This window comes from Pseudomonas sp. CCNWLW23 (genome assembly GCF_037095675.1).
In the GTDB taxonomy this organism is placed as follows: domain Bacteria; phylum Pseudomonadota; class Gammaproteobacteria; order Pseudomonadales; family Pseudomonadaceae; genus Aquipseudomonas; species Aquipseudomonas atacamensis.
This window is the reverse complement of the sequence record NZ_JBAWKM010000004.1, coordinates 115010-131603: the sequence shown is the minus strand read 5'-3', so window position 1 is coordinate 131603 and position 16594 is coordinate 115010. Positions and strand designations below refer to the sequence as shown.

General features: G+C 57.6%; 11 protein-coding genes. 4 read left to right on the top strand and 7 right to left on the bottom strand.

All coding sequences use genetic code 11. The features are described from left to right. Positions 1–64 precede the first annotated feature (64 nt). Together V8J63_RS07670 and V8J63_RS07665 are read right to left on the bottom strand one after the other, a co-directional pair. Positions 65–3712, bottom strand: coding sequence for a Tc toxin subunit A (locus tag V8J63_RS07670; protein WP_336463850.1), 3648 nt, complete (start codon positions 3710–3712; stop codon positions 65–67). Between the two features lie 143 nt (positions 3713–3855). Further along, positions 3856–7029 (bottom strand): hypothetical protein, encoded by a 3174-nt coding sequence (locus V8J63_RS07665; RefSeq protein ID WP_336463849.1) that lies wholly within the window; start codon positions 7027–7029, stop codon positions 3856–3858. A 460-nt stretch (positions 7030–7489) separates the two neighbouring features. Here V8J63_RS07665 and V8J63_RS07660 point away from each other — a divergent pair, with 460 nt between their 5' ends. Next, positions 7490–7867 (top strand): DUF6124 family protein, encoded by a 378-nt coding sequence (locus V8J63_RS07660; protein WP_130902327.1) that lies wholly within the window; start codon positions 7490–7492, stop codon positions 7865–7867. Positions 7868–7959: 92 nt separating this feature from the next. On the opposite strand, the gene V8J63_RS07655 is transcribed toward V8J63_RS07660, so the two are convergent. Continuing rightward, complete coding sequence (locus V8J63_RS07655; RefSeq protein WP_197890860.1) at positions 7960–8319, bottom strand: PilZ domain-containing protein; 360 nt, start codon at positions 8317–8319, stop codon at positions 7960–7962. 231 nt (positions 8320–8550) lie between these two features. Continuing rightward, on the bottom strand, positions 8551–8937 hold the full coding sequence (locus V8J63_RS07650; RefSeq protein WP_125917090.1) for a tetratricopeptide repeat protein: 387 nt from the start codon (positions 8935–8937) through the stop codon (positions 8551–8553). 172 nt (positions 8938–9109) lie between these two features. Between V8J63_RS07650 and pyk the strand changes: the two genes are divergently transcribed. The 3 genes from pyk (at position 9110) to V8J63_RS07635 (ending at position 13573) form a co-directional block, all read left to right on the top strand. After that, complete coding sequence (gene pyk / locus V8J63_RS07645) at positions 9110–10561, top strand: pyruvate kinase (RefSeq protein WP_024014116.1); 1452 nt, start codon at positions 9110–9112, stop codon at positions 10559–10561. Between the two features lie 201 nt (positions 10562–10762). Next, entirely contained in the window at positions 10763–12058 is a 1296-nt protein-coding gene (locus V8J63_RS07640; RefSeq protein ID WP_125925616.1) for a hypothetical protein, read from the top strand. Positions 12059–12280: 222 nt separating this feature from the next. Continuing rightward, positions 12281–13573: a delta-60 repeat domain-containing protein gene (locus tag V8J63_RS07635; protein ID WP_125925617.1), complete on the top strand. Its 1293-nt coding sequence runs from the start codon at positions 12281–12283 to the stop codon at positions 13571–13573. 95 nt (positions 13574–13668) lie between these two features. On the opposite strand, the gene V8J63_RS07630 is transcribed toward V8J63_RS07635, so the two are convergent. Genes V8J63_RS07630 through V8J63_RS07620 form a run of 3 tightly spaced genes read right to left on the bottom strand, consistent with a single transcriptional unit; the run spans position 13669 to position 16481 of the window. After that, complete coding sequence (locus tag V8J63_RS07630; protein ID WP_125925618.1) at positions 13669–14418, bottom strand: enoyl-CoA hydratase-related protein; 750 nt, start codon at positions 14416–14418, stop codon at positions 13669–13671. Positions 14419–14446: 28 nt separating this feature from the next. Next, a complete protein-coding gene (locus V8J63_RS07625; protein ID WP_197890851.1) occupies positions 14447–15382 on the bottom strand; it encodes an iron-sulfur-binding ferredoxin reductase in 936 nt (311 codons plus the stop codon). Next, positions 15375–16481: a GGDEF domain-containing protein gene (locus tag V8J63_RS07620; protein ID WP_016773456.1), complete on the bottom strand. Its 1107-nt coding sequence runs from the start codon at positions 16479–16481 to the stop codon at positions 15375–15377. The genes V8J63_RS07625 and V8J63_RS07620 overlap by 8 nt, the downstream gene beginning before the upstream one ends. Positions 16482–16594 lie beyond the last annotated feature (113 nt).

Below are 16594 nucleotides of genomic sequence, written 5' to 3'. Positions count from 1 at the left end.
ATCTCGCTCCTTGGAATATGGCCCGGGGACAAACGTTCGCCAGGCAGTACGCAACGTCCTGCCACTAGCTCCGGGCGAACGTGATGGCATTGGTGAATATTCTTTCGCTTTCCCCAGACTGAGTGCGAACACTGAACACGAATGTGCCGCCCGTCCTGCTTGAAACAAAAACCCGTGTAAGCCCCTGCTGATCAGTAAAACCCTGCGCCGGCCGAATAGTGACGGCATCCCTCTTCTCGGGCGCTTCGATTGTCCAGAACCACTCCACCAGCGAGTTCTGTCCGCGGTTTCCGTAGGCGTCTTCCAGCACCGCATAAAGTTCTACTTCATGGCCGTATTCCACTGTATCCAGAGGCGTAGGTGAAAGTTCCTCAAGCGGGAAAAACAGCGTAGCGAAATCGGCCGTGATCTCGATGGAAGGGGCATATTGCGGCTCGAACAAATCCAGCCAGAGCAATGGCGTGTCGTGACCCATGACATTGCCGGGAATAAACTCGGCCACAAGCGTCCCGTCGATCAGGGTGGTGTCGTCCTTAATGGTGCCCAAAGTGGCGCGCCAATGGACGGTGACGCCACTCAGCGGCTCCCCGTTGGCGTCTTTGAGGGTCACCTTGTAAGTGACTTTTTCGCCTGGCTTATTGGCCACAACGGTGCTGTTATCCACCACTTCGCACGTCATCGTGACCAGCCCTGTGACGTCGCCCGGTGCATGCACAATTGGCGCCTGCGCACTGGACTCGCCGAGCAGGGCATGTTCAGCGGCCTTGGCGTAGGAACTTTTGTCGACCGTCTCGGGCAGATTACCGATCAGAAAAATCGTTAACGCATCCATACCGGTCGCGGTGGACAGCGTCAGCACGCGCATCAACAAATCGAGCTGGCTGAGGTTCTTCAGAATCCCGTCGGCATCGATGCGGCTGACACATTCGCGCACTTCCTGCACGCTCCAGCCAAAAAAATTCGCCAGCTTGATGGCAGACGCCTGTTGCGCAAGCCTTTTCGCATCACCGCTGACTGCCGGCAATGCGTTGACCTGACGCAGGTAATCCAAAAGCTTCTGTGGCGATTGGCTGCTCGCGGCTGAAGCGAGGGCAAAAGCGCGAGTGAGCGTCGTCAGGTAATAAAGAGTGCGCACCGTCAACGTATGTTTGTCGGCCTGAACAAGCCAGTCCGTGTAGCCGCTATCCAGATATTCCTGCAACAGCGCGGCGCTTAACCCAAGTGTCGACACCACCTCACTGCGCCGGCGGATTTCAGCCAGCAGATCAAATGATGCGCTTGCGGCTCGGTCGCGTGTACGGCCGGACGCCTCGGCTTGCATATCGGTTCGCTCCAATACATGCAGGAGTAATTGATGCACCGTGACGCCTGCCCAATCCAGGACCAGCAACGCTTGATCCACACCCACGCCGGCGTATGCCGCCAGCGTCTCCCTTACCAGCGAAGTCTGAGCATCGCGCATCTGTAGAAAAGCACTGACCATGCTGGTGATGATGTTCTGCCGCAATGCTGGCTCGATCTCACCCAAGGCGCTATTGACCGCCCATGAGATTTTTTGAAGGACGAAGGCCGGATACGTCTCAGCGCCTTGCTCATAGGGCAGGATCAGACCATACAAATCGGTTATCGGCCCCAGGCTGTCGGCGGACGTCGCGAGGAATTCGATCCAGTCAGTAGCACCGGCGGTCGGTACGCCAGCCGTGAGGAAAGTGCTATTGGACAGCTGTGCCGTCGGCAGCAAATTGCGAATCTGCTCGAAAAACTGCTCATCCTGTTCGGACAGTTCCTGTACCGGTGGCGCGTCGACCGCATGCTGCAACATCCACGACACCGGCAGATTGTTTTGCGCGCACCACTGCACGCAACTTTGCATAGCCTCGATCAGTTCCAGCGCATCCGGTAAACCGTCCGGAACATCGTGAATGACAGGGACACCGGCGAAGCGGTTGATCCACTCATCGCCGCCCAGCATCGACAGCATCAGTACACCTTCAACCGGTGTGATGTTCAACAGCCGGGGCAGCGACACCAAACGATAAAAACTTGAGATGATCGCTGCGTTGCGATTCAGTGTTTCGGTCAAGCCATAAGCCTTGGCCACTGTTTTCGCCAGAACGTAATAAGTCTGCGGATCAATCGCCAGGCCACTGCAGAGCTGGCTGATCGTCAGATCCACCATGCCAGGCACAGGTGTTACCGCAAACGCACCGTTGTCGAGCTTGAAAGGTTCGCGATAGCCTGATTCGAAATTGAACAACTGATCGAACTGCGAAAGCGCTTCGCCGCGGCCATAAACCGACATCTCACCGATAAAAACCGCGAAGTCCGCGGCAGTGCATTGGTAGCGCTCGCGCAACTTTTGAAACAGGCCAAGTGCATGCACGACGCCATTGGTTATTTCCATTTTGTCTGAAGAGTCTTCAGGCCGATTGCCGAGCGCTGTCGCCCTCATGGCAGCTGCCAACACTACGTCTACCTGATCGAACGGCAATCCGGTCCAGCTCGCCAGGCGCACCATCCGATTCAGTCGGTCATAACGATTGAACCCGATGGACTCGTCGGGATTTGCCGTCAATCGATGCCGAAGCTCGCTTGCATTATCGATACGCACCGCCGGCGCAGTGTTGTCATTGATATAGATTGACCCCGAGCGCTCGCTTTCCGGATGCTCGGGCTTGTCATCTATATAGGTGACATTGCTCGAGCGCACCGGAGCAAAGTCGCCAATCGACAGCAGGGCTTCGATCTGCCGACTGTCGAGCTTGGTGCGCTCACCCAGGAACACCACCTGATTGAGGAACAGGTATTCGTCGAGCTTGCTGGTACCAAAGTTTTGCGCAAAGAAACTTTCGCGATCTTCGAAATCCGCCCGGGTTTCTGTCAGCAACAGGCGCTGATAAGGGCCAAGCCGCGAAGCATGGGCGAAACCCTTTGCAGTATTGGCACCCCGACCATTGGTTTGCAGAAAATACGGATAAGAGAGGTCGACCCGGTGCTCAAAGTCGCCCACCGACAGATCATGAACCTGCGCGATACCATCAATCGTGACCCAATGCTGGTAATAAGGCAGGCCGTTGGGGTAGCGAGCTGCGATCAGCGCGTCTTCGATCGAATCGACATCTGTATTCGCCGCAATGAATTTTTCCAGCACCTCGACGATGATGTCCACAGACGAGATCGACTGATAAACCGCATTGAAGTCGACGCTCAGTGCCAGCAAATCCGTGCGCCGGTTATGCAGCGCATATTTTTCTTCCTTGTTGATGCCCTCCAGACGGTCACGAACCCAGCGCAACAAGTCGATCAGATAGGCTACTGGCGACCAGATGGACTCCAGCGCATCTGGCGGGCACAGTGCAGCAAAATCGGTACCGATCAGAGCGTGATAATTGGGACCGTCCACGATCGATAGCAAACCGCTGGAGCTGCGCTTTGGCGCGTCCCTGTTCCCCCTCAGCGTCCTCTCGATAAACTGGCGCCGCTGAGACGTGGCTATGCTGTTGGCGCCGCGCCAGAATTGTTGCGCTTGCTCAAAGCTGAGTTGCGAGTGCTCCTGGAGCATGCCTTGAACACCCTTTTCAACCAGTGGATAAATTGATCCACCGTTTTCCAGGTAAGTCTCGAGGTTCTGCAGTCCGACGTCCTGTGCTCGTTGTTTCTCGCTGAACAACTGGTCGAACAGTTGCAGGGCGGGACGGCGCGAATCAACCATGATCAGATTCCTTTAGGCGACAACTGGCCCGCACAGCCCGACATCCTTCGTCGGGCTGCACATTCAGTAAGTACGATTTAGCGCTGCGAAAGCCGTTCAGTCCACTGTCATTTATGACAGGTTTTATAACCGTTCGTCGGAAGTCAGGCTTGAGGAATTGTTGTGAAAAGCCGCGCGCCTTCAACTTCAAAACGCGCACTATCGGCCCAATCGGATATCGTCGCGTCATCCGCTGCGTCAGTCAGCGTCTGCCGGAATCGGTACCAGTTACCCGCCAGCGGCAGTGCCCGCGTCGCCTCCCCGCGCCAGTGCTCATCGACCACAGGTGCCTGAGCCAGCCACTGCACGTCCGGGTTGTACCAACTCACGACGGCGCCCACGCCCGGACGGCCCTTGCCGCTGAACTGCACTGGCTGAGTGACCCAGCGTCCCGCCGCCGGCTCGTCGAGGACAGGCACAAAAGTACCCAACATGACCGAGCGCAGGGTTTCAAACGATTCGAAACCGTCCCGGGATGCAAATGCCTCCAGCCGGTAAAGCCCCCCGACCAGCGAACTTGCATCGAGCATCGCTGACCAGGTGCGATTTTCCTGCACGATTCCACTTGCCGGCTCTGAGCGCGTGGCACCGACCAGCGTCACCGTAACCGTATCGCCCGGCACGCCAAAACCGCACACCACCACCTGCTGCCCGATGGCATCGTCCTCGATCGGGGTTTCAATGAAGGGTGCCGCTGGCACGACGTCAAAGTGCAGCGGCTCGCTGTCTTTCGACTCCTGCAGTGTGCCGCTTTCATCCATGAACCTTTGCCGAGCCCAGATTGTTTTGCTGCCCACCGGCAACGTCACTTCGGCTTGCCAAATGCCCTGCCAGTCGACACCGACATTACTGAGTAGAGGTTCGGTGAGCCCTAGCAGACAGACTTCGACAACCCCGCCCCTCATGCCGGTACCCTTGAGCAATGCAGTTCGTGGCAACTTGCCGTTTGGTATCGGCTGGAGAAATTCTGGCGGCAGCAACACCACCGTCAATTCATGCTCGTCACTGTACAGCGAGGGTCGACCGTCCAGTGTCTGCTGTGCGTCGAAGGTGTAGAGCCTGAATTCCAGAAGGCTCAGGTCAATCGACCAGTCGCCGTCCTGGCTCAATACTTTCGGCTCTCCCAACGGACGGCCAAAACGTTTGTCACGCAGTTGCAAGGTAGCACCCACCATTCCCATCGTGCCCTCGACCGTTACGACACGGCCGACTTCCGAGCCGTCCGGCGGCTGAGTAATCACTGGCGTGACCATCGGCCTCCTGACAATAAAGGTTCTGGACGCCGGCTCCGAAGTTTGCTGCGCGGCGAGCTGGGTTACCGTGACGGTATGGGAAATATCCGGGGCAAATTCTTTGTCGCGCCTGAACTGCCACGTGCCAGCACTGACGATGCCCTTGTGCACAATGCCGGTTTCGTCGCTGTACTCAATGTTCACGGTTGCACCCGGCCAGCACGTGCCGCTGAACCTGGGCGAAAGTCCGTCATCTTCAGGGTCGTTCAGGCCTGGGGCTTGCGGCGCGATGGTGACTTTCAGCACAAACCAGTTTGGCGACTGATGACCGTCGAGAAATTGCTTTATGTGTACCTCACGCTCGAACGACGGTCCCCAGACCGTTGAAGCCTTGGTAGACCATCGCCCGCCGTCGACCTCAGCTTCAGGCGCTTCGAGGTATCCGCTATTGGGCCTGTTTGGATGCACCATGGCTCCGTTGAAGCCTTTGCCGCTGAAGGTCGGTTGGTAGTCGTTGGTGAATTGCACGTCACTGACATCGGGGAGGATGTTTTTGACCTCAAAGGTCAGCGGCAGCGAGTCGATCCAGCCGCCGGCGTTGTCTCTGATCTTCTGGACGGCGTTGATCTCATAGGTGCCAAGTTTCCAGCCCGTTACGGCGGTGCTCCAAGTGCCGTTGCGCTGTACTTGTGCGTTGGGAGGCGCGACCGGCATTGGGCCGGCTGGACTTTCGAGGATAGTGAACTCGATTTCGGTTCTGAGCTTCTCGTCGAAATGTCCGGTGCCGGAAAATGTGATCGTTTCATTGGCTTGCGTGTATGTGACCGTCGGCTTGCCCGTGCGTACCCGTATGCCGAAGGGTTGGCTGGTCAGCGATGTCACTCCCAAATAGGTATGCGTGCCGACAATTGAATGCGGACCAGGTGTCAGCGTGAAAGATGCAGACCATGCGCCTGTGGCGGCATCGGTTGGGATGCTGATTTGAGCTTGGGTGTTTTCCGAACGCACAGCAACAGCACTGGAGATCCCGGCGACGACAGTGCCTGTGAACGTCGATGTCATGTCCACCGTCTGCGTCAATCCAGGAGACGTTATTCGGGGGGGGTCAATGACATAAAAATTTCGTTGGACTGACGGCACAGATGTTGCGCCATCGTATCTTTGACTGGCGACTAGAGAATAATTTTCGCCGAACGCAAACGTATAAGTGCTGGTACCACCCCATGACCCATCAATTTCGATCTTTGCGTCGGCCAATACTTTGATCGATGTGCCTTTGATGTAAACATCCAATCTCGTCATCGCTTGGTGCAGACCGCCTGTACCCGCAAATTGCGGCGTTTGTGTATTTATAACCTGCGGCAACGGCGTGAGCGTTACAGGCTTGAGTACGGTCAGTGACGCTTTCCCCGCGTAGCGCCCCTGCGTACTTCCATACTCCTCACGGATGATGAAATCCTGTAAACCCTGGGGGACATTATCAAGGAGTGTGACAGTCCAATTTCCGTAGCCATTGGTAATGGTCGTTGTGCTCAGTACAGTGCCTGAATTGGGACGCACAAGCGTGATTTTGCTGCCTTTACCGGCGAGGCCTGGAACCGTTGTAGTCACAGTACGATTGCTAGCAATGCGAGCAGCCTTTCTGACCAGCAAAGTCCGCGGTGTCCACCTTGACCATTGATCAACGTAATGCCATCTTCCATCAACTCTGACTTGCAGGTCACTCTCGGGAAGATCTTCGACTCGAATACTGTGCCAGACGCCCCCCAACCATGCACTTTCAGTGATACGCCGGTAGTAATTATCGGCTCCGTGAAAATCCAGATGAACTTTGTGATAGCGGCCATCGTTTACCGGTATACGAAACTTGAAGTCCATCGTGGTATCTACTAACAGTGACCCGGAGCCGGCCTCATACTCCAAATCCGCGACCAAGATTCCCGGCTCTTCGGAAATCGGATCATCGGATTTTTGGGAAGGGCGATGGTCCTCAGGAAACGGGCCATCTTCTGGAGAATTGGAGCCTGGGTTCTCATGGTCGGACATGGTTGAGCTTCCTTATACCGTCGGTATCTGGGTGCCTCATTGAAGAACCGTAAGCACGAAATGACACCTGTAAAACCTGACAGTCCCGACCAGCGGTAACTATTCCCACGCTGCAACATGCTGACGTCCTTCAGTCGTTAACACGCGGCTACATCAGGTTGCGCCGTTGCCTACACATCACTCAGAATCCGCCGGCTTGTGCGCTTTGAAGCTGCCCCGTAACGTGATCCGTGCCGCTGCCAATCAGTGGTCGGGTTTAGTCGCCCGGTAGGCATATGAAGGTGCATAAGCGTCATCCAGTCGGGTAATCCCTATCCCCGCACTTGATGGTGGCTGTGCGCAGGGCGCCTTCGGGCGCGCCGGTAATTCGTATGCCTCCCGGTCGACTAACCTGCGTTCAGCCGCCACCCTTTTCGTTTAGTCGCGAACAGGTATTGGCCCTCATCGAGGCAATACGACAATGATCAAACCAACACCCAATCCCCCTGAAAGCGAAGACTCGACCTCCCCCTACGCTTCCCCCGATTCCACCAGACTCCACGAGGCCGCTGAAAAAGCCCTCGATCACTACCTGAAAAAACCCGGCGCTGCGCCGTCGTGCAATTCCGTCGATCGCGGCATGCAGATGTTCATGGTCGCGCCCGACATCAACCCCGAAGCGATGGCCATTCAAACCTACGAGACCTTTTCTTCGGTCAGCATTCTGCTGCTCGACCTGGCGGACAGCCTCGAGGACAAGCCGCGACATCTGGCGATGGCGATCTATCAGTTGAGCGAGATGGGGTTATTGCTGGCGGAGAAGGCGCTGGATCAGGAGCGGGCGATCGCGGTGGCGTGACGTCAAGATCAAAAGATCGCAGCCTGCGGCAGCTCCTACATCTGGAATGCGTTCCCCTGTAGGAGCTGCCGAAGGCTGCGATCTTTTGTTGTTCAGGCAGAAGCGGGCAACGGCTGAAAACTGAAGTACTGCTTCAGCGCCAGCACCAGCTCGCCGAACTCCGCCGGCGCACGCCGCAGGATGAAACCAGCGTCGTAATGCAGCGGTGTGGCGTCTTCATGGCACCACACGCAGCAGGCGCTGAAATCGATGACTTGCTGGCTGCCATCGCGGGCGGGGACTTTGACGCGCAACTGAAAATCCACCCCGATCATCATCGGCAACTGGCTGATCAGCATCAGCCCGTCCGCAGACACGTTGCCGAGAAAGCCGACGGGTTTGTCGGTGATGCTATTGAACACTCTGAGGTAATACGGCAACTGGTGCCGTTCGATCCGGCGGTCGGTAAACATGATGTGCTGTACGCCATGCAGGGCTCCGCCAGGGAGCCGCACCTGTGCTTCGGAACGAGCCTGTAGGCAGGCCCGCTCTCCCCGCTTCCGGTGTGACGGTCGCGACAATCGCCGTCACTTTTACCACTGCCAGTCGCAGGTGTTGCGCCGCCATCGAGACAAGCCTCGCAAGCGGTTTCCTTGACTATAGCGGAGCTTGTACAGACGGCCAGATTTTGTACGACAGTACCGTCAGAAGCGTGTCGGCCGCACCACCGCAGCGGCGCTGCGTGTCGGGTAATGGCCCAGGCTCTGCAAGGTTTCCAGACGCGCGCGGGCGCGGTAGGCGTATTCGCTGTTGGGGTACGAAGCGATGATGAACTGGTAGGTTTGCACCGCGTCGATGTACAGCTTCTGCCGTTCCAGGCACTGGCCGCGCATCATCGACACTTCCGGCCACACGTACGGGCGGGCGCGGCTGGCACGTTCTACTTTGGACAGTTCAAGCATGACCTGCTCGCAATTGCCACGTTCATAGGCGCTGTAGGCGTTGTTCAAATGATGGTTCATCGACCAACGGGTGCAGCCCGTCGCGGCGAGGACGCTGAGGGCAAGGACGGCAATGGGCAACAATCGCATGGGGGTTCTCCTGTCTTGTGCTCTGTATCGACCCCTGGTCGAAAATCTTCAGGCGCGTTTGTCCCGAAGTTGCCACGTTCAATAAAGAAAACGATAAGTAGTGCATTCGAACAATGACTACACCCTTCGAGCATAGTAGCCTCTGCCTGCGCTTGAACTCAGGAGTCTTTGCATGTCCGTCCGTCGTACCAAAATCGTCGCTACCCTTGGCCCGGCCAGTAACTCGCCGGAAGTTCTCGAACAGCTGATTCTGGCTGGTCTGGACGTTGCCCGTCTGAACTTCTCCCACGGCACCCCCGACGAGCACAAGGCTCGCGCGAAACTGGTGCGTGACCTCGCTGCCAAGCACGGCCGCTTCGTCGCCCTGCTCGGCGACCTGCAAGGCCCCAAAATCCGTATCGCCAAATTCGCCAACAAGAAGATCGAGCTGAAGATCGGTGACAAGTTCACCTTCTCCACCAGCCATCCGTTGACCGAAGGCAACCAGCAAGTGGTCGGCATCGACTACCCGGATCTGGTCAAGGACTGCGGCGTGGGCGACGAGCTGCTGCTCGACGACGGCCGCGTGGTGATGCGTGTTGAAACCGCCACTGCCACCGAGCTGCATTGCGTGGTGACCATCGGCGGCCCGCTGTCCGACCACAAAGGCATCAACCGTCGCGGTGGTGGTCTGACCGCGCCGGCCCTGACTGAAAAAGACAAGGCCGACATCAAGCTCGCCGCCGAAATGGAAGTCGACTACCTCGCAGTGTCCTTCCCGCGTGACGCCGCCGACATGGAATACGCCCGTCAACTGCGTGACGAGGCCGGCGGCACTGCCTGGCTGGTGGCGAAGATCGAACGCGCCGAAGCCGTGGCCGACGACGAAACCCTCGATGGCCTGATCAAGGCTTCCGACGCAGTGATGGTTGCCCGTGGCGACCTCGGTGTGGAAATCGGCGACGCCGAGCTGGTGGGCATTCAGAAGAAAATCATCCTGCACGCACGCCGCCACAACAAAGCGGTGATCGTCGCGACGCAGATGATGGAGTCGATGATCCAGAACCCGATGCCGACCCGCGCCGAAGTGTCCGACGTGGCCAACGCCGTGCTCGACTATACCGACGCCGTGATGCTCTCGGCAGAATCCGCCGCTGGTCTCTACCCGCTGGAAGCCGTGCAGGCGATGGCGCGCATCTGCGTCGGCGCCGAGAAGCACCCGACCGGCAAGACGTCCAGCCACCGCATCGGCAAGGAATTCAGCCGTTGCGACGAAAGCATCGCGCTGGCGACCATGTACACCGCCAACCACTTCCCGGGCGTCAAAGCGATCATTGCGTTGACTGAAAGCGGCTTCACCCCGCTGATCATGTCGCGTATCCGCTCCTCGGTGCCGATCTACGCGTTCACCCCGCACCGCGAAGCCCAGGCCCGCGCGGCGATGTTCCGTGGCGTCTACACCATCCCGTTCGACCCGGCCTCGCTGGAACCGCACGAAGTCAGCCAGAAAGCCATCGACGAACTGACCAAGCGCGGCGTTGTGGAAAAAGGCGACTGGGTCATCCTGACCAAGGGCGACAGCTACCACACCACTGGCGGCACCAACGGCATGAAGATCCTGCATGTCGGTGATCCGCAGGTCTGAGTGACCGGCCGCTGAAACGCAAAAGCCCCGCCATGTGAATGGCGGGGCTTTTTGTTGTCTGCATGTCGCTGAAAACCAGTTTTCACAGAACGTCAACTGTCAGTTCTGTCAGTTGTTGCAAGAGCCATTCTTGACTAGCGTGCTACCTCACCACCCAACCACTCAAGACTGGACACGAGTCGTGATCAAGGAGGATTGAAGATGGACGTTGCGGCAAACATCTCGCCAGGTAAATTCGACCCAACGTTTGGCAATCAGGGCGTTGCCACTCCGAAAAAACCTCCCGATTTTTCAGGAAACCTTGTCCTGCGGGGGGTGATGGTCGACAAATCAGGGCGCACCTATATCGCGGGAAGCGTAGGCCAATCGAACGGTGATGCCTACTACTTGATCAGACTGGATAGCAATGGCGTTCACGACACTCAATTTGGCCAGAGTGGCTACGTAACCGGTCAATTTGAGGACGGAGAAGGATCGCATTCCTTCGCTAACGAAATAGTGGAACAGGCCGACGGCAAACTGCTGCTCATCGGCAGTTTCTTTCAGGCTAACCTCAAGCGTGCCATAGGAGTCGTGCGTCTCGACGTCGCTGGCAACCTTGATCCGGCATTCAACGAAACCGGCAAAGTCGCTGTGTACCTCACGGATGACGACACGGCAGATCAGAAGCACCAGCAACTACCCAACGCAGCGAACTCAAAAACCGGTAGCCAGCGGTCGACCGTTCTGCCTGACGGCAAGATCGTATTGCATACCACCGTAGATCGGGATGGAAACAAAGTGGCGACAGCCGTCATTCGACTCTTGCCTGACGGCACACGGGATATTGAATTCAACGAGGGAGAAATCGCCTATGTTCTCCACCCGAATTTCACTCACACGGAGCTATACGATCTATTGGCAAAACAGGATGGGACCTACGTGCTCGCGGGCTGTGTACGTGGCAATGATCCTTACCGGGCAGTACTCAACCGCTTGACTGCTACCGGGAAAATTGATGACTCGTTCGCCGTTGATGGCTTTGAAGTGATGGATCCGATAGAGAACTCGCTGAGCGTCAATGTCTTGAAAGTTATCGGGCAGACGAATAAGCGGCTGTTATCCGTTGGGTATACCGAGCCTGCACACCATGGCGTATTGATCAGCCGGGAATCCGACGGCAAACCCAACATCCAGTTCAACTCAGGCAAACCACTTCTGAGCAGACTGCAAGGCATTGACACCTTATGGCTTGACGCGTCTATCCAGAGCAGCGGACACATACTTGTTGCCGGGTTGAGTCAACTGTCCTCTGGTTTTAACCATGTTATTGCCAGATTCACCGATGACGGCAAATTGGACACGGATTTTGCGGATGGCAAAGGCTGGCGAGTGTTCGACCTGGAGAGGGGGATCTGGACCGGGGTTGCAATCGGTGAAGGTAAAATGACGTTCCTCGGCCAAAGGCAAGTCGACGGGCAGCGGGTTCAATGCGTCGGCCGTGGATTGATCGAGTGACCTGGCGACGAGTTTACCGGCTGCCCCTGATTGAGAGTTTTATGGTCTGGTCAACCCCTTTCGCGAGCAGGCTCGCTCCCAACTTTGAAATGCGTTCCCCCGTGGGAGCGAGCCTGCTCGCGAAGGCGTCTTGACCGTCACCGAAAAAACCTGCTCAACGCCGCAAACGCCTCCGGCGAACAATGGCGCTCTCATCCAAAACCATCGATCACGGACCATACAATGAACATACAAACATCAAACAGTGCAGGGACCCTGGATTTTGATTTTGGCGAAAATGGGGTCGCGATGATTACCGTGCCGCCATACCCGTCAGCAAGCATCCACGGAGTGGAGATCGGCCCGGATAAAAAAATTTACTTCGTAGCAGCTCAACCTGTGGCATTCCCGACCCAATACATACTCGGCCGGCTATTGAGTGACGGTAAAGTGGACACCGATTTTGGTAAGTCCGGGTTTGTCATAGGTAATTTTCCGGGTTTTGCACTAAGCACGAATGGAGTGCAGTCCTTAACCATCCAGCCTGACGGAAAAATAATTGTGCATTGTATTGTTAAAGGTTCTGCAGGCCAGAACGCCGCGGCTTTTTGCCGCTACGACGCTCAAGGTCAGCCGGATACGGATTTCGGTACAAACGGCCAAACCGTACTGGATATAATTTTATCGCCACCGGCCGTAGCCCCCTCTACAGTCAAGCCTCAATCCTTCGAGGGGAACGCCGCCACACCGCTCAGTGTAGAAGTTTTGCCCAACGGCAAACTACTTGCGTCCCATTATTACAGTTTCGACTGGCAGCAGAGCCATGGCCTGATTATCCGACTCAACGAAAACGGAACGCTGGATACGGATTTCAATCAGATTGGCTACATCGCGGTAATTCATCCCCGATATTTGCTTGGTAACACCGTTCTGCTCAATCTAATGGTACAGGCTGATGGCAAATATCTTGGATGCGGCAATGTCGGGGAACTTTCAGATCCATTCAGTTCGGCCATGTTTGTGCGTTACGACACCTCGGGTAAGCTCGATAGGACATTTGGTGAGGGTGGTTTCGTTACTATCGCCAGCGATGCGCATTCACTTCTGATTCGCAGCATGGTATTGCAACCCAACCAGCACATTCTGGGTGTAGGTTATACAACAGGCGAACCCGCCGTACTGATCAGCATCAAGGCCAATGGTGAGCCGGACGGTGAATTCAATGGCGGCAAGCCCCTCTTTACCAAACTTGAGGAAAGCGCTTTCACCACTTGGCTAGTCGGACGTATTCAAGCGGACGGAAAAGCTGTAGTTGCCGGGGGAGTCAGAAGTGACAATGAAGGATATATTGTCATCGCGCGATTTATCGATGAGCAATTCGACCCATCGTTCAATTATCCGCACGGCTGGGTTCGCACTGAGTTGGGAAGCGGTTTGCACGTAGCAACTGGTTTGACATTACAGGAAGACGGCAAGATTTTGATTTGTGCTCGCCTGCCTGACGGAAAAATCGGACTGTTGCGCTACCACGCCTGATGGGTGGAAGTCCCGCTATATAAACGGCGGGACGCTTTGTCAGGTGATCCAGAAGGTGGGGTGACTTATCGAAAGCGATTGGCCCAACGACGCTCTCAATGCCGTTGGACAAATCCGATCAGCGCCGCCACCGCCTCCGGCGAACGCAGGCGCTGGGTGAACAACGCACCCTCCTCCTCGATCACCTTGCGCAGCAGATCCCGATCCGGCGCTCGCATCAATTGCTTGCTGATGCGCACCGCTTCGGCCGGCAGCTCATCAAACCGCAGTGCCATTTCCCTTGCTTTGCTCAACGCAGCCGCGCCACTGTTCAGCGCTTGTGTGGCAATCCCCCATTGCGCAGCCTGCTCGCCGCTAAAGCCTTCACCGAGCAATAACAGCTCCGCAGCTTTCGCCTGCCCAAGCAAACGCGGCAGGATCAGGCTGGAACCGAATTCGGGACACAATCCGAGGTTGACGAAAGGCATGCGCAGCCGGGCGTCGCGGCTGACATAGACCAGATCGCAGTGCAGCAACATCGTCGTGCCGATGCCTACCGCTGCACCGGCGACGGCGGCGATCACTGGTTTGCGGCACTCGAGCAGGTTAAGCATGAAGTGGAACACCGGGCTGTCGAGGTCGCTCGGCGGTTGCTCGATAAAATCGGCGATGTCGTTGCCAGCGGTGAAGCACTCGGCGCTGCCAGTGATCAGCACGGCGTTGATTTCCGGGTCATCGTTGGCCTGTTTCAGTGCTTCGGCGAGGCGGCTGTACATGGCGCGGGTCAGGGCGTTTTTCTTGTCCGGGCGGTTGAGGCGCAGGGTCAGCAAACCGCGTTCGCGTTCCAGCAGAATGGCTTCGGTCATGGCGTGTCTCGCGTCTGAAAATCAGCGCTCAACCGCGGCTCACAAACACGTCGGCCAGCAGTTGATTGCGCGGCAATCCGGCCAGGTACAGACGCTTGGCGAAGGCGTCGACACTGGCCGTCGAGCCGCAGACTAAGGCCAGGGTCTGCCGGGAAACAAGGCGCAGTTGCGCCAAAGCGGCGGCCGACTCGGCCGCGGTCCACAGCTCGACACTGAGGTTTTCCCGCTGCGCAGCCAGTGCGGCAAGGGGTTTGGCCAGATAGTGCTCACGTTCGTCATGGGCCAGGTGAATGACGCGGATGGCGCCTTGGTGATCCTGACGCAAGGCTTCGCGCAGCACACCGAACAACGGACCTAAACCGCTACCGGCGGCCAGCAGCCACAGCGGGCGCGTATGCCAGTCCGGGTCATAGTGCAAAGCACCACCGCGCAGCTCGCCGAGGCGGATCGAGTCGCCGATCTGCAGCTTGCGGGCGGCATCGATGAATTCGCCGGGCTGGCGGCAATCGAGGTGAAACTCGAGGAAGCGGTCTTCTTGCGGCAGGCTCGCCAGCGAGTACGGGCGGGCGATGTGGCCGATCCACAGCACCAGATGCTGGCCGGCGCTGTAGCGCAATGGCCGCTGCGTTGTCAGGCGCAGGCGCAGAACGCTGTCGCTGAGCCAGTCCAGCGCTTCGACCAAGGCCGGCAGACCGTCAGTAATCGGGTCGAAGGTATGCACCTGCAAGTCTTCGACCACTTGGCATTGGCAGGCCAGGCGCCAACCGTCCTGACGTTGCTCGGCACTCAAGGCATCCGGACGGTTGTCGCTGGGCAGGCCTTGCACGCATTGCACCAGACAGGCATGGCAACTGCCGGCGCGACAGCTGTAGGGCACGGCAACGCCGTTCTGATTGAGACTGTCGAGCAGATTGCTGCCCGCCTCAACCCTCCACTGCCGATCACCGACACGCAATTCAGGCATCGACGTTCTCCCACGCGGCGGCACAACGATTGCGCCCGTCACGCTTGGCCCGGTACAGCGCCTGATCGGCACGCTGCAACGCCTCATCCAGATCATCGCCAACGGACAGCAGGGTCATGCCCGCCGACAGGCTCAGGTTGCGCACTTGCAGGCCCATCAATTCCACCTCGCTGAAGGCGATGCGCAAACGCTCGCAACAAGCAGTCAGGCGTTCGGCATCGCAGTCGGGCACCAGCACCACGAATTCCTCGCCACCATAGCGCGCCAGCACGTCACCGTCGCGCAGGCAGGCTTGCGCCACACCGGCAAATGCCTGCAATACCTGATCGCCGGCGGCGTGGCCGTGCAGATCGTTGATGCGTTTGAAGTGGTCCAGATCGATCAGCGCCAGCCCGTGCATTACGTCGCCGTCCAACGCGTTGAGCTCGCGCGAGGCGATGCGCAGGAAATGCCGGCGATTGAACAGCCCGGTCAGTTCGTCGGTGGCCACCAGGTCTTCAAGCTGGCGCATCATCCCGCGCAGGGTGTCCTGATGCGCCTGCAAGGCAAACCGGCGCTGACGCTGACGTTGCCGCGAGACCTGGACAAAGCGTGCGTAAAGCACCAGCCACGCCAAAACCATCGCCAGAATGCACACTTGCAACGCCGCGAGCGCAGGCTCGGCCAAGCGGAAGTGGTAAGCGTCCCACAGGGTAATCGCGGAGAAACTGAAGAACACCAGCAGCGCGCAGCGGATGAACACCCGTCGGGTGAGATGGAACAGGCCGAACAGCAGGATCAGCACATAAAACACCAGAAACGCGCCGCGTGCCTCGTCGACATGGGCGATCAGCCACGTCTGCCAGCCGAGGCCCATCAGCACTTGCGCTTCGGTCAGGCTGGGGTCGGCGAAGCGCTGGTTGCGCCCGCTCCAGAACATGGCGAAAAGGCTCGCCTGACTGATAACCACCAGAGCGCTGCCGATGGCCACTCCACTGAGCGATTGCTGATAATGCCCGGTGAAAAACGCCAGCCACAGCAGCAGCAAAGCCAATCCGTAGGTGGCCGCAGCGAGGGCGAAGCGTTTGAGCAAAAGGCGTTGAATGGCGTTATGGGTCAATCGTTGACTCACCGTGCGATAGGAGGCTGACCGAGTGTCCTACTCTACAGACCGGATGCCACTTTAGAGGGCCGGTCGCTAAATGACCACCGATTTTCGGGCTCGAAAATTGA

Bases quoted from the DNA above. Each gene is read 5' to 3' on its own strand.
- V8J63_RS07670 (WP_336463850.1), bottom strand. From the start codon at position 3,712: ATGGTTGATTCGCGCCGTCCCGCCCTGCAACTGTTCGACCAGTTGTTC.
- V8J63_RS07665 (WP_336463849.1), bottom strand. From the start codon at position 7,029: ATGTCCGACCATGAGAACCCAGGCTCCAATTCTCCAGAAGATGGCCCG.
- V8J63_RS07660 (WP_130902327.1), top strand. From the start codon at position 7,490: ATGATCAAACCAACACCCAATCCCCCTGAAAGCGAAGACTCGACCTCC.
- V8J63_RS07655 (WP_197890860.1), bottom strand. From the start codon at position 8,319: ATGTTTACCGACCGCCGGATCGAACGGCACCAGTTGCCGTATTACCTC.
- V8J63_RS07650 (WP_125917090.1), bottom strand. From the start codon at position 8,937: ATGCGATTGTTGCCCATTGCCGTCCTTGCCCTCAGCGTCCTCGCCGCG.
- pyk (WP_024014116.1), top strand. From the start codon at position 9,110: ATGTCCGTCCGTCGTACCAAAATCGTCGCTACCCTTGGCCCGGCCAGT.
- V8J63_RS07640 (WP_125925616.1), top strand. From the start codon at position 10,763: ATGGACGTTGCGGCAAACATCTCGCCAGGTAAATTCGACCCAACGTTT.
- V8J63_RS07635 (WP_125925617.1), top strand. From the start codon at position 12,281: ATGAACATACAAACATCAAACAGTGCAGGGACCCTGGATTTTGATTTT.
- V8J63_RS07630 (WP_125925618.1), bottom strand. From the start codon at position 14,418: ATGACCGAAGCCATTCTGCTGGAACGCGAACGCGGTTTGCTGACCCTG.
- V8J63_RS07625 (WP_197890851.1), bottom strand. From the start codon at position 15,382: ATGCCTGAATTGCGTGTCGGTGATCGGCAGTGGAGGGTTGAGGCGGGC.